The sequence below is a fragment of the Bradyrhizobium zhengyangense genome, from assembly GCF_022012435.1.
Lineage (GTDB): Bacteria > Pseudomonadota > Alphaproteobacteria > Rhizobiales > Xanthobacteraceae > Bradyrhizobium > Bradyrhizobium zhengyangense.
The window spans coordinates 62,230-75,265 of the sequence record NZ_JAKLUA010000009.1 but is presented as its reverse complement, the minus strand read 5'-3'; the positions used below and the strand labels follow the sequence as shown (position 1 = coordinate 75,265).

At 58.8% G+C, this 13,036-nt stretch carries 10 protein-coding genes; 1 reads left to right on the top strand and 9 read right to left on the bottom strand.

Annotated elements, in window-relative coordinates; translation table 11 throughout:
* Positions 1 to 40 precede the first annotated feature (40 nt).
* The gene (locus tag L6637_RS25530) at positions 41 to 688 is read left to right on the top strand and encodes a TetR/AcrR family transcriptional regulator (protein WP_164938227.1); all 648 of its coding nucleotides are present in this window, start codon (positions 41 to 43) and stop codon (positions 686 to 688) included.
* Positions 689 to 1,076: 388 nt separating this feature from the next.
* Here the strand turns inward: L6637_RS25530 and L6637_RS25525 are convergent, their stop codons facing one another.
* The 9 genes from L6637_RS25525 to L6637_RS25490 form a co-directional block, all read right to left on the bottom strand.
* The gene (locus L6637_RS25525; protein WP_128930007.1) at positions 1,077 to 3,149 is read right to left on the bottom strand and encodes a methyl-accepting chemotaxis protein; all 2,073 of its coding nucleotides are present in this window, start codon (positions 3,147 to 3,149) and stop codon (positions 1,077 to 1,079) included.
* A gap of 201 nt (positions 3,150 to 3,350) precedes the next feature.
* Positions 3,351 to 4,346: a quinone oxidoreductase family protein gene (locus L6637_RS25520; RefSeq protein WP_128930006.1), complete on the bottom strand. Its 996-nt coding sequence runs from the start codon at positions 4,344 to 4,346 to the stop codon at positions 3,351 to 3,353.
* A 124-nt stretch (positions 4,347 to 4,470) separates the two neighbouring features.
* On the bottom strand, positions 4,471 to 5,319 hold the full coding sequence (locus tag L6637_RS25515; protein ID WP_128955136.1) for a fumarylacetoacetate hydrolase family protein: 849 nt from the start codon (positions 5,317 to 5,319) through the stop codon (positions 4,471 to 4,473).
* A gap of 40 nt (positions 5,320 to 5,359) precedes the next feature.
* Positions 5,360 to 6,631, bottom strand: a complete 1,272-nt coding sequence (locus L6637_RS25510) for an MFS transporter (RefSeq protein WP_128930004.1) — start codon at positions 6,629 to 6,631, stop codon at positions 5,360 to 5,362.
* Positions 6,632 to 6,656: 25 nt separating this feature from the next.
* The gene (locus tag L6637_RS25505; RefSeq protein WP_128930003.1) at positions 6,657 to 7,094 is read right to left on the bottom strand and encodes a nuclear transport factor 2 family protein; all 438 of its coding nucleotides are present in this window, start codon (positions 7,092 to 7,094) and stop codon (positions 6,657 to 6,659) included.
* Between the two features lie 6 nt (positions 7,095 to 7,100).
* Positions 7,101 to 7,733, bottom strand: a complete 633-nt coding sequence (locus L6637_RS25500; protein ID WP_128930002.1) for a VOC family protein — start codon at positions 7,731 to 7,733, stop codon at positions 7,101 to 7,103.
* Between the two features lie 311 nt (positions 7,734 to 8,044).
* On the bottom strand, positions 8,045 to 9,370 hold the full coding sequence (locus tag L6637_RS25495; protein ID WP_206733113.1) for a carotenoid oxygenase family protein: 1,326 nt from the start codon (positions 9,368 to 9,370) through the stop codon (positions 8,045 to 8,047).
* A gap of 13 nt (positions 9,371 to 9,383) precedes the next feature.
* A complete protein-coding gene (locus L6637_RS42430; protein ID WP_276575769.1) occupies positions 9,384 to 9,515 on the bottom strand; it encodes a hypothetical protein in 132 nt (43 codons plus the stop codon).
* Positions 9,516 to 9,530: 15 nt separating this feature from the next.
* Positions 9,531 to 12,986 carry an indolepyruvate ferredoxin oxidoreductase family protein gene (locus tag L6637_RS25490; RefSeq protein ID WP_164933586.1) on the bottom strand — a complete coding sequence of 1,152 codons (3,456 nt, stop codon included), beginning with the start codon at positions 12,984 to 12,986 and terminating at the stop codon, positions 9,531 to 9,533.
* Positions 12,987 to 13,036: the final 50 nt, after the last annotated feature.

Genomic DNA, 13,036 nt, shown 5'->3' with positions numbered 1-13,036 from the left:
TAAACGTCAAGAGGTCGGAATGGTCGATGGAGGAGGAGGGATGTCTCGAAAAGCCGTGAGAACGCGCGGTCGACCACGGAAGGGCTCAGAACTAGAGGCCGACAACCTTCTCGATGCAGCGCTCGACGCATTTGCCGAGCACGGTTTCGAAAAGGCAAACCTCCGCTCAATCGCTGCTGCCGCGAAAGTTGATGTCGCCCTGATCTCTTACCACTACGGATCAAAACTCGAACTATGGAAGGCCGTAATCGAGTCGTTTTCGGGGGAGGCGATGGCTCTGCTCGCATCCGTGCGATCGGATGGGGCAGAAGTGTCTTCGAGGGAGCGCCTAGAGCTTACGATTGAACAATTGATCAATGTGGGCCAGCGTAAGCCGCAATTTGCGCGATTTGTCATCAACGAGGTTGCCGGGATCGACCAGAGCGAGCGATTTGAGTTCTTTCACAATGCCCTAACTAAGCCACTCCGAGAAACCTTGGTACCCTTGATCGCAGCAGTCAATCGGAGTGGCAACAGCCGGAAAGTCGATCCGAACTTGCGATTCTTTGCCGCCCTCGGCGCGATGTCGATGTCCATGGCTAACCGGCAATTCATCGCGCGATTTGCGCCGGTTGCTAAAGACGACAAGCAATTCCGCAAGGAGCTGATCGCCGTCATTAGCGCAGTGATGTGTCCCGAAAACGCCTAGCAGGCTGCTGAATTAGTAGCCGATCGACGGGCGAAAAAGAGAATGTCGTCGCCGCCTGAGTTTACCAAAAGGAAGTAGGAGGCTGCCCAGCCACGTCGTGATCGCAACGTTTCCACGACACGGCTCACAGCTGCACCGCCAGCAAAGTTTGTGAGGCGGCGGTCGTGACTAGTGTGGGTGCTGACCTGTCACTCAATTGTTATCCAGCGGACGATCAGAGTCTGCGGGGTTTCCGCAACGAACTCGAGGCAAACATATTGAGTGCTATCCCGACATGACTATCGACGGTGTGTCCAGGTGACCTTGTGGTGAGTGCCCGTTCAAGACGAGCAATGAGACGTTCAGCCCGGAGAGTTCCGGCGAGGACAGGTGATCCGTGTTAGGCCCGTTAGGCTGCGCGGATCGCTTCCAGGAATGTGGCGACCTCGGTCTCTAGCCGGTTGCTTTCGCCGGACAGTGACTTCGCGGCGGCGAGCACGTTGAATGACGCCGTTTCGGTCTCGCTGGCGCCCCTCTGTACATCAACGATGCTGGCCGAAACCTGTCGGGTACCATGCGCCGCCTGCTGCACGTTGCGGGAGATTTCGCGCGTTGCCGCGCCCTGCTCCTCAACCGCCGCCGCGATCGTGGAGGCGATTTCTGACATGCGGCCGATGGTGTCTCCGATCGACTTGATCGCGCCGACCGAGTCCTGGGTTGCGCTCTGAATGCCTGTTATCTGCTGACCGATTTCGTCGGTTGCTTTGGCCGTCTGCTCGGCCAGAGCCTTGACCTCCGACGCCACCACCGCGAACCCGCGGCCGGCCTCCCCGGCGCGTGCCGCTTCTATAGTGGCGTTGAGGGCCAATAGGTTGGTTTGGCTTGCGATCTGGCTAATGAGTTCGACTACGTCGCCGATCCGACGGGCCGCCTTGGCGAGTTCGGCGACATGCTCGTTGGTCCGTCCCGCCTGCAGCACCGCTTCGCCAGCAATGCGGGCTGAATCTTGCACTTGGCGACCAATCTCGTCGACGGACGACGACATCTCCTCGGCGGCCGCCGCCACGGTCTGCACGTTGGTCGAAGCTTGTTCGGAGGAGCCAGCCACGGCAGCCGTGATCTGTTTGGATTGCTCGGCCGTGCTAGTCAGCATACCGGCCGACGCTTCCAACGCCGCGGAGGCGGACGAAACGGTCCTGATCACATCGCCGATCATGGCCTCGAATTCGCGCGCAATCTGGTCCAAGCGTTGGCCGCGTTTGAGTTTGCCCTCGGCTTCGCTGGCGGCCGCGGCGTCGGCAGCCTTTTGGGCGACTAGCTTGTCTTTGAAATGCTGTAGCGAGCCGGCAACTTGGCCGACTTCATCATTCCGGCCGGTCGATGGGATCTCGACGTCATGGTTTCCGGCCGCAAGAGTGCCGATCACCTCCGCAAGCTGGCCTAGCGGCGTCACCACGCGTCGGCGCAGCATTATGGTCACGCCAGCGAGCGTACCGAGCAGGGCCAGCACTGCAACTCCTGCAAGCACCAGCATCCCCAGCGCGCCGTCACGGACCGCCGAGGCGCGCTCGGCAGCTTCGGCCAAGGCGGCATCGCGGACGCCGAAGAACATCTGGATAGCGGGCACAATGACCTTGGCCATGTCGGAGGGACTGAGACTGTATTTGCCGTCGCCTCTGGCCGCCGGCATTTCCTTCTCGACGACCGGAATCGCCTTTCCGAAATAGGCTTCGACGGCCGCTTTCATGGCCGTGGCAAGGCGGGGCGGATTGCCGAGCTGGTCGATCGTGCCCTCGATGCGTTCTCGGTCGGCATCTAAGCGGCCCTGCATACGATCCATCAGCGCAAATTCAGCGGGAGTGAGCGGACGCGAGGCGCTCAAGGCCGGCGACAGTGGCGAGGCGTGGCTGCCGGCGGTCACCCGCAAATCCTGCGCGGTTCGCGCCAGGCTCAGCAGCGTTGCAAGTGAAGAATCGGCGCTGACCACCTGCCCCTCCAGCCGATTCAGGATCGGCTCGATCGCGCCGATCATCTCGGCAACAGTGGGAAGGAGTTCTTTGACCACCGCACTATCGCGCGATCCGAGGGATACGCGCACGGCCCGATCGGCCGCCGCATGAACATCCTTGAAACGGCGCCCGGTACGGTCCAGGCTTTGGATCATCGGTTCGCCACCATCAAGGGCCAGCAAACTGTTGCGGGCCAGGTCGAAGGCCGCATCGGCGGCGCTCGACGCCTTGCCCATCGCTTCGATCTGGGTCGGCGTGGCGGGCGTTTCCTGAAAGATCGTGATGTAGGGTGTACGAAGGCCCGCCAGGTGTTGACTGACCATCAGCACCGCGCCGAAAGCCTCGACCATTTTGATGGATTCGGAGCGACTAACGAAGATGCGCGTCTGCGGAAGCAGAACCTCGGCGCCGAGAATAACCGCAAACGTGGTCACCGTCAGCATCGACAGCGCAAAGAGCTTTCCGATTCGCATGCGTACCCCACATTTCGCATAAGTTTCCGAGAACCTATCGCGCTCTCGCTAATTCATCATTAAGTCCGGGACGCATCTTGGTGGCGGTATGCCTATGTATAGAATTGTCGTGTCGTCGATTGCGCCGCATCTCCTTGCCATCGACAGGAAATGGAAGGCGGCGAATCACGGCGTCTCGGGTGTGCGGTGATGCATCCCTCGCTACGGCTTTAACACCAGCTTGCCCATAACTTCCCGGCCATCAAGCATTCGATGCGCTTGCACAGCCTCCCTAAGCGGCAATCGCACCGTCACGGACGGATTGATGGCTCTTGCTTCCACGAGTTTGAAGACCTCTGACGCAATCCGTACGCGCTCTTGAGGAAATGGATCGTAGACGTGAACGCTATAAGCACGCACTGAGATGCTGCGGTCCATGTTCTTGCGCAAGTCCGCGAATAGGTCGGACGATGGAAGTCCCGACAGCGCATTGAACGTGACGATCTGTCCCAAGGGAGCAACGAGCTTGATGTTGTCGCGGAAATCCGGACCGACCAATTGGTCGAACATCAAGTCGACGCCCGTACCTTTGGTGATATCCAAGATCCGGGCACCAACCGCTTCAGAGCTGCTGTCGATCGCATAGCTTGCACCCCGCTCCAAGGCGAACGCTGCCTTGTTCGGGGCCCGGCAGACAGCTATCAGCTGTATCCCAGCAGCGCGGCAAAGATCGATCATGGCGCAGCCGACGCCGCCAGTAGCTCCGTTGATGGAGGCGACCTTTACCCGGCGCAGATCTGCAGCGTCATTCAACATGCCCCATGCGACCTGATAGTCGGGAATTGCGACCGCGCCCTCAATGTCTATGCCTTCAGGCAGCTTCGTGATCTCGTGGACATCGCAGGCGACATATTCGGCGTAACATCGGCGAGAAAACTTCCATGCGAGAACGGGCTGGCCCGGGGAGAAGCCTTCAACACCATCTCCCACCCGCTCAACATAGCCGGTTACACTGATCCCCGGCACCTCCGGATACTCCACGGGCCACGGGTAGCGTCCAGTCCTGACCAGCGCATCGTATTTCCCGACCCCGATGGTGTCGGTCCGAATGAGGACTTGCCCAGCCGCCGGTGTGGGAATTGGCAGATCGATGTATTTGAGGACCTCGGGTCCTCCCGGCTTTTCGACTTGAACAGCTTTCATCATGGCTGCGGGCATGAACACCTCCGTGCGCTGAATTGGTAAGGTCGTATTGGCGCGCTTAACCGCGGGCCGTTGTTGAAAGCAGATTGTTGGGTCCGCCTATCGGGAAGGTTTTAAGCGGCCGCTTTCGGGCGAGCTTTCACGTCGGTTCGTCGATCACCGCGTTTTCCAAAATTCCGACGCCTGAGATCTCCACCTCGACCCGGTCGCCAGCGCGCAGCCAACGCGGCGGAACGCGACGCGACCCAACTCCTGCTGGAGTACCGGTCGCGATGATATCGCCTGGCAGGAGCCTGAGAACACTGGACAGATAGCTTATAAGCCGCGGTAACCCATAGATCAGCTGGCTCGTCGATGCCTGTTGAACCACCTCGCCGTTTAAGCGCGTGGAAAGCGCGAGGCGGTCCGGATGCGGGACGTCAGTCGCCGCCACGATCCAGGGTCCTATGGATCCGCTCGAATCGAAATTCTTGCCCGTCATGCCAGTGGCAGAGTGTTTTTGGTAATCTCGGACACTGCCCTCGTTTAGACAGGTGTACCCGCCGACGTAGTCGAGCGCCCTTCCCTCCTCCACTCTGTGGCACGTCCGGCCGATGATGAGAGCAAGCTCCCCCTCGTAATCGAGGCGCTCAGACACTTTAGGCCGAAGCAGCAGCTGGCGATTCCCAACGAAGCTCTCGTGCGTTCGCTGGAAAAAAGTCGGGTAAGCAGGCGCCTCGTTTCCGGTCTCGTCTACGTGAGCTTTATAGTTGAAGCCAACGCAGAACACCCTGGCCCTAGCAGACAGGGGAGGAAGAAACTCAACGTCACCAATCTTCAGGTCAGGCTCGCGTGTCATAAGCTTTTCTGCGCGAGCCCAGCCTTCCGCAGCCACTACTTCATCGATATCAGATAGGCCTTTATCAAACGGCGACAGGGAGATGATGCCGTCGCCCTTCACAAGGCCGATGCTGACCGAGCCATTCCGAGCAAATCGAGCTACTTTCATTGAGATACCTTCTTTTTTTGAGGCGCTGATGAAGGCTGACTCAGCCGCTCTTTTCGCCGTTTTGGCTTAACGAGGCGGATGGGATCAAAGCAAAGATGACTGACGCCGCCAGCATCAGGGCGCTACTGGCGATGAGCGCGATGTCGTAGTTTCCCCGCAAGGCTTGAACCGCGGAAAACATCAGCGGGCCAATGGCTACGCCAATGGCGAACACGACGATAAACAGCCCGATCTTTTGCCCCAGCTGGGCAACGCCGAATTGCCGTGCGACAGTGTATGGGATGAGATCCGACTCTGCTCCCGCTCCAAGCGCAAGAAGAGCTGCGGCCAAATAAACCATAGAAGTCTGCCGTGTCGAGACCAACAGCAGTCCGGCAGCCACAGGACCGAGGCAACCAACGACCGCTACCAACCGTGGAGACCATCGATCAAGCATGGACCCGAGCAAGAAGCGGGCTACCAGCATCGTCATGCCGTATGTCGCCATCACAGCCGCCGCATCGACGGGCCGAAAGCCGCGATCGATCAACAACGGTGTCATGTGGACAATCATACCTTGAATGGCGAGCGTCATCAGTAGGAATGCCAACGCAAGCATCCAAAAAATTGGAGCAGACAAAAGCTCACCGAAGACAAGCTTGGAGGATTGCGCGGAAGCGGCGGACTTCTGAAAGCGCTCCTTGCCGGGAATGAGCCAGATGACGGCTACTGCGCCAAGGATTGCGACCCCAGCGCCGATCGCTGCGTAGCTGTTGCGCCAGCCGTATTCTGCAATGGAAAAGGTGGCGATCGCGGGCATTAACATGATGCCGGCGGCCGAGGCTGCATTAATGATGCCGAGCGCAAACCCACGAAAGGTCGAAAAAGTCCGAGTGACTATGTAGGTGAAAGCCGTGATCCCTTGCCCCGCGCCAAGGAGTCCGAGCAGGCCCATAAAGATTGCAAAACTTAAGGGATCACGTGGAAGTTGACCGAGTGCAATCAGGCCGAGCGCAAACAAAGCGAAAGAAAAGCCTGCAAAGACGCGCGGCCCATATCGGTCGACCAGCCACCCGACGATTGGCTGCGAGAAGCCGGAGCAGAGAGCAGCTGGCGCAAGAGCGGCAGCCACGCTGGCCCTCGACCAGCCCGTATCGTTGACAATTGGCAGCAGGAATGTTCCGAAAGTATAGATTACGATCGGCCCGAAATTGGTCAACATGCCAATTCCGGAACCGAGCACGACCTTTGTTGCCTCTATTCCACGTAGCTGAACCTGCGGCGACAGGTCGCCAACGGCCGGCAGCGCAGGCGTATTAACGCTCGTCATCATCTTCCTCCCCTTTTCAGCTCATGTTTTATTTTTTCTTGAGTTCGGTCACCGTTTTCTTTCTTGCGATCAACCAGCGCCCGTCGCTCCGATGCAGCTCGTCTTCGTAACGGCCAAATCCTGCTACGCCATCAAATGGCAGAGGAAACTGTTGAGGAGTGGTCTCACTGCGCTGGCTGAGCAGAGTTACGTACGCGTGAATAAGAATGCGATCTTCGTTCAGCCATTCCGATCTGATGTTGGAGATCAGGTGTCGGACGACCAGGTTGCGATCGCGGCGATTGATAAGATCAACAAGCATGCCCTTGCCGCGTACAAGGCCATCGCCGCGGTGCCAGACACCATCTTCTGTGAAGAGCCCTGCAGCGGCCTCGGCATTGCCATAGTCAAAATGCTCCATGAAGCTCAAGACCGTCGCTTGAGCCTCGAGGATATCCGCCGCTCGTTCTAGCCTATCCCGCTGCATGGGCCCTCAGATCTTAAGCAGCTGGTCTAATGGCTCGCCGGCGCGGAAGCGCGCCAAGAAATCCTTCGGGTCGACATCAATGCCAGAGGGATTGTTCTTGAAAGCGTCAGAGTCGATGAAGGCCTTGAGTTTCTCGGCGTCGTCAAAATTGTTGCAGCAAAGCTCAACGACGTTCTGGTCTGGATCTGAGAAATAATAGCTTGTCACTGGACCGTGGTTGGAAGCGCGGTGGGCTTGCAGACCAGCGCCGAGCAACAATTCCACGCGATCCAGCAGCGCCGCCAGATTTGCGTGACGAAATTGAAAGTGATTCAAGCCGGGATCGCGGCTGGGCGAGTCGGATAGCTCTGGCAGCTCGAATAGCGCCAGGACCTGCCCATGAACCGGCGAGCGGTCCAAGAACATGAAACAGGATCGCACGTCGCTAGCTCGGGTCTGTTTGGGCGAGCCGGCGAAACGGCGCCGGTTTTCCGGGGCACCGCCAGGATTTGTGATGCTCCAGCTCAATCCCAGCACAGATGAGTACCAGTCGCGCATCAGCTCGTACTGTGCAGTTTGCAGAACGATCTCCGAAACGCGCGGCGAAGGCAGCGCGGAGGTTGCCTTGTGCAGGTCGGCGGGTAGCGATTGGACGCTCATGGGGACAGATTCCTCATATGACACTTTTGACTTATAGTTCTAGGTTATCAGGGCTCGACGATATGTCAACTATTACATATGGCGCCATGCAGCATTTGTCTGGAGTTGAGCGCGGGCGCTTGTTCGTGAATGATCAAACGCCCGTCATGCTGAAGCGGCAACATGCAAGGCCGTCCAAGATCGCCGTCCCTGGCGCGACGGTCGCCTCACGAGCGAAATCAGCCACAGGCAGGTCACCACAAGAGATGTTACATCCTCTTGTGGTTGCCTGTGGCTGAGGTCAGCTGGTTGCTGTCCGTAGTGGAGCCGTGTCAGTTTGGTGCAGTGAGCTCGCTTGAAGGCACCGAGTTGCCGTGCAAGCCGTTGCGTAGCCGCAGCGGTAAGTGAGCGACTGCGACCGGGCCATCTGCAAAATGTTGAGTGTCCAAGATGACGAGGCCGCTCCGCCTTTCGTCGAGCCTGTTGACGAGCGCAATGACGTAGCCGTCTCCCTCCGGCGCATTAGGGGATCGGGGAGCAAACACCGGTTCTTGGACAGACGAGGTGGGACCGGGTAGCCAGCGCTCGCTCTTTCCGGTCGCTATATCCAGGTGAGCGAGGCCGTTGAGGAAAGCGTTGACCGAGGGCGGGCCACAGCGATCCGCGTCATACGGAGCGAAGGGGTCGATAAGGGCGAGAAAGGCATGACGATAGGGCCGCGTGGCGTAACGCTCGTCCACATGGGGGAACTCGCCCATCGTTTGGGTAAAGATCTCGGCCTGAGGAACGGGGCTGTTGCTAGATAGATCAAATGTCCATCTCGTCATGGCTTGACGCAGGGACCGGGGATCAGGCACGTGCCCACTATATTCTGGGAAGAACCAGAACACGTTGTCATTGACGACGGGCAGGTCGAGATAGACTTTGTGTCCTTCGTCCCATGCATTGATGGTGTGGCCCTGGAAGCCGTTCGTCGGCACTGTAAACCAACGAATATCTTTTCCGCTGCCGCGGCGGGGCAGAACCCCATAGATTTGGTCCACATTCGGCTGCCAGGCAAAGGCCGGTTCGCCCTGCTTCAGGCGTTCGATGTCCGACGTCAGCGAGCTCACGGGAAAGACGACATAGTTTTCCGTCACGGCGAAGTCGTGTATCATCGCTGCCCGCGGCGCATTAAACCAAGCTTCATGCACCACGTGTCCGCCGCGATCGATGACGTAATAGGCGATATCGGTGGTCGTCACACCCTTGGCGGCATAACCAAAGCCAATCAGCTCGCCATTGGTCGGATCGATCTTGGGGTGAGCCGTAAATGTCTGACTGGTCATCTTTCCGTCAAAACGGTAGTTACCGATCGTTTCAAGCGTATCTGGCCGCATCGCGACCGGCGGTCCGTCCTCCTTCAGCGCGAGCAACAGCCCATGGTGAACGACGACGTTGGTATTGGCCGTGCTTCGGATAGTACCGGCAACCGATGGATCGTCAGTGAACGGATTGCGGTAGGCGCCGTAGAGGGCGCGGCGCGCCGCCCGCTCCGCAACGAACTTGTCGGTCAGGACATATTTCGACGTAAAGTCGACATGACCATCCTTGAAACGGAAGGCGCCAACCATGCCATCGCCGTTAAAAAAGATGTCACGGCCAAGCTCGGCGGCCATTGTGGTTCGGGAGCTACACGAAAAAGGTGCCGTCGAGATCGGTTGGAATGCGTCCTTCAACGTCAAGATCGAACACGTGTGCCTCTACACGGCCAGGAGCGTCGAAGCCATGATAAATCGGATCGTCAGGGAAACGCTTCGTCATTTGTCACCTCGGTTTTCATGCCTTTAGCGTAGTGCGCGCGCTAGCGTCCAAGTGAGGCGCCGCATTTTCGTAACCTGCGAGCGCCTCCCCAAGGCGCCGCCGGAACAATTCGATCGCCTTTTGCTTCACGTGGCCGAAGCCACGCACCTCGAGCGGTAGCTCAGCAATGGCGACAGCCTGTGGAAGCGATGCCGCTGACAATCGACGGGGTAAGCGGTTCAAGGCATCGATGAATTCGGCGATCAGAGCACGCTCGGTGCGGCGCTCGGCGCTCCTTCCGAAGACGTCGAAGGGTGTTCCGCGCAAGATCTTCAAGGCCGCCAAGATTCTGAAGACGGGCAAGATCCAAGCTCCGAACCGGATCTTGCGCGGCTCTCCCGTTGTCTTGTCGCGGCGAGACAGAAAAGGCGGTGCAAGATAGATTGACAGCTTTGCGAAGCTATCAAACTGAGATCGGACTGCCCGCTCGAACTCTCCGCTCGTATAGAGTCTGGCAACCTCGTACTCATCCTTGTAGGCCATCAGCTTGAACAGGGATCGCGCAGCAGCCAGCGTTAGCGAATGGCCAGTATGAACCTTAGTCTCCGCCTCACGGATGTGGTTGATGACATCAAGGAAACGCTGGCTGTAGTCATTGCTCTGATAGTTGCGAAGAAATGTCGTAAGATCTTGGATCTCCGCCTCAGGGGTGCGCTGCTCAGTCTTTTCGGCCAGGCCTGCTGCAACAAAGACGAATTGAGGGTCGGAAGCTAACCGACGCCCCCACTCAAGCGCAGCGAGATTTGCCTCCTTGGCGGCGCCATTGAGTTCGATCGCCTGGTGGAGGTCCTCAAGGTTAAGGCCAAGCCAGCCTTTCTGATAAGCGCACCCGATCATCATGAAATTGGCGGCGATCGAATCGCCGAACAAAGATTGTGCCAAAGCCGTGAAGGGAAACACCGCGAAATGTTCCGGTTCAACTTGTGTGCTCAGCCGTCTCGTCAGCAAACTCGAATTCACGACGGCCTGACGATTAGTGACGAAATCTCCAGTGATGGACACGTCAGCATTGGCGAGGACGCGGCTCCGCCCTCGGTTGAGAGATGCCATCACGTCCGATGCATTGCCGACGATCTGGTCGCAAGCCAGGAGAAGGTCACAGTGCTCCGCTGGAATCCGCAAAGCATGAATGGGGCCGCCAAGATGAACGTGACTTGTAACCGCCCCGCCCTTCTGAGCCATTCCGATCTGGTCCAGCACCGCGGCCCCTCGACCTGCCAGGTGTCCGGCCATTGCCAGCACCGCGCTCGTCGTCACGATTCCGGTCCCACCTACGCCGGCAAGAAGAATGCGGCTGTGTTGCGGCGGCGCAGCGCTCACCAGGGGCAGCAATGGTTGGTCGATCGTAAGCTGCGGTTTTGGCCCGCGGTTCACACGGGCACCCTCGACAGTTACGAAACTGGGACAGAAGCCTCGAATGCAACTGAGATCGGTGTTGCAGCTCGATTGATTGATTCTTCGCTTCGTACCTAGTGGAGTGTCGACCGGCTCCACGGATAGGCAGTTTGACTTGATCGAGCAATCGCCGCAGCCTTCGCAGACCAGCTGATTGATGAAGACGCGGCGGCTGGTTTCCTTCAGTTGGCCACGTTTGCGTTTCCGCCGGCGCTCGGTAGCACACATCTGGTCATATACGATGATGCTTACACCCGGTTGGGCTCGCAATTTGAGCTGTACGGCATCAAGTTCGTCGCGATCCACCACCTCTCCCGCCAGGGAGTGGACCTCGGCATGCTCACGATAGGACGCCAGATCATCGGTGACCAAAATTATTGTGCTGACGCCCTCGGCCCGGAGCTGGCGCAGAAGCCGCTCGAGGGAAAGGTCGCCATCGACTGCTTGACCGCCTGTCATCGCGACAGCACTGTTGTAGAGCAGCTTGTAGGTGATGTTCAGCTTAGCAGAGACCGCCTGGCGGATTGCGAGCAGGCCTGAATGGAAATACGTGCCATCGCCCATATTCGAAAACACATGCGATTCGTCGGTGAACGGAGCGAGGCCGAGCCAGTGGATTCCCTCGCCGCCCATCTGGGAATAGCTGAACGTGTCAGGGCGATTGCGCGCGGCTAAACCGTGGCAGCCAATCCCAGCGAGAGCTCGACTGCCATCTGGCACGGCTGTCGACCGGTTATGCGGACACCCGGAACAGAAGAATGGACGCCGGGATGCGGGCACATCTGCAAATCCGCGTTGGTTCGTGTGCCGGCGCAAGCGTTCGCCTCGTGCTGCTACGACCTGATCACCGGATATCCTTGCGATGACCGCCGCGATCTGGACAGCAATCTGCTCGGGCGTTAGATCGCCCGTTGCAGAAAACATCGGGTGTTGCTCCGGTCCACATTTGCCCCAAACCGAGGGAGCCTGTGACCGGCCGTAGAGTATAGACTTTACTTGGCGCTCGATCAGCGGCGCCTTCTCCTCCACGATGACGAGCTCCTGCAGGCCTTCGGCAAAGGCTGTGAGGCCCTGAGGCTCTAGCGGCCAGATCATCGCCGGCTTGTAGAGAGCCAGCCCGAGCTCGATCAGCCGTGAATCGTGAAGGCCCAGCAGGTCGAGTGCTTCGCGCAAATCATTCCAAGATTTGCCGGCCGCGACGAAACCGACCCGCGCGTCCTTAGGCCTCACCGCGACGCGATCGAGACCGTTTGCCCGGACATAAGCAAGCGCAGCCGGCAAACGGAATTCATGCTGCCGCCGTTCCTGATCGAGCGGCAAGTCAGGCCAGCGGTTATGCAGGCCAATGTCCGGCACAGTGACGTCGGGCCGAACGGGCAAATTACCTAATTCTGCGGCCGGCACGGTGCGTGTACTGTCGGCCACTTCCGTCAGCACTTTTAGCGCAACCCAAGATCCCGTCAGCCGCGACATGGCAAAGCCGTGGAGTCCATAGCTGACGATCTCGCCGGGATCAGCCGGGTAGAGCAGCGGGAGGAGGAGACTGGCGACAGTCTCGTCGCTGTAGCAGGCGACCGTTGAGGATTTTGCCAGATGATCGTCACCCACGGCGACGACCACCCCGCCGTTCGGCGAAGAACCTTGCGAGTTGCCGTGCCTAATCGCGTCCGCCGCGCGATCCAGTCCAGGGCCCTTGCCGTACCACAACGCAAAAACACCATCGACCCGGGCGCCGGGTGATTGATGGATCTGCTGCGTACCGGCCACGGCGGTGGCCGCGAGTTCTTCATTGACCGCCGGCTGCACCACAATCTTTTGGTCGCTCGTTAGCCGCTTCGCAGAGGCAAACGCGGCATCGAGCGTACCAAGGGGTGAACCCCGATAACCGCTGACGAAACCCGCGCTCGACAAGCCATTCATCCGATCTCGCTCGGCCTGTAATAGCATCAGGCGGACGAGCGCCTGCACTCCGCCGAGGAGAACTGTTCCGCCGCGCTTGGAATAACGATCATCGAGCGAGATAGAGGAATTACTCATTCGCAACTCCATTGGATGCGCTGGCGCAAAAGACTTTCCGGCACGCCGGC

Coding starts and splice junctions, on each gene's coding strand:
- L6637_RS25530 (WP_164938227.1), top strand. CDS start 41: ATGTCTCGAAAAGCCGTGAGAACGCGCGGTCGACCACGGAAGGGCTCA.
- L6637_RS25525 (WP_128930007.1), bottom strand. CDS start 3,149: ATGCGAATCGGAAAGCTCTTTGCGCTGTCGATGCTGACGGTGACCACG.
- L6637_RS25520 (WP_128930006.1), bottom strand. CDS start 4,346: ATGCCCGCAGCCATGATGAAAGCTGTTCAAGTCGAAAAGCCGGGAGGA.
- L6637_RS25515 (WP_128955136.1), bottom strand. CDS start 5,319: ATGAAAGTAGCTCGATTTGCTCGGAATGGCTCGGTCAGCATCGGCCTT.
- L6637_RS25510 (WP_128930004.1), bottom strand. CDS start 6,631: ATGATGACGAGCGTTAATACGCCTGCGCTGCCGGCCGTTGGCGACCTG.
- L6637_RS25505 (WP_128930003.1), bottom strand. CDS start 7,094: ATGCAGCGGGATAGGCTAGAACGAGCGGCGGATATCCTCGAGGCTCAA.
- L6637_RS25500 (WP_128930002.1), bottom strand. CDS start 7,733: ATGAGCGTCCAATCGCTACCCGCCGACCTGCACAAGGCAACCTCCGCG.
- L6637_RS25495 (WP_206733113.1), bottom strand. CDS start 9,370: ATGGCCGCCGAGCTTGGCCGTGACATCTTTTTTAACGGCGATGGCATG.
- L6637_RS42430 (WP_276575769.1), bottom strand. CDS start 9,515: ATGACGAAGCGTTTCCCTGACGATCCGATTTATCATGGCTTCGACGCT.
- L6637_RS25490 (WP_164933586.1), bottom strand. CDS start 12,986: ATGAGTAATTCCTCTATCTCGCTCGATGATCGTTATTCCAAGCGCGGC.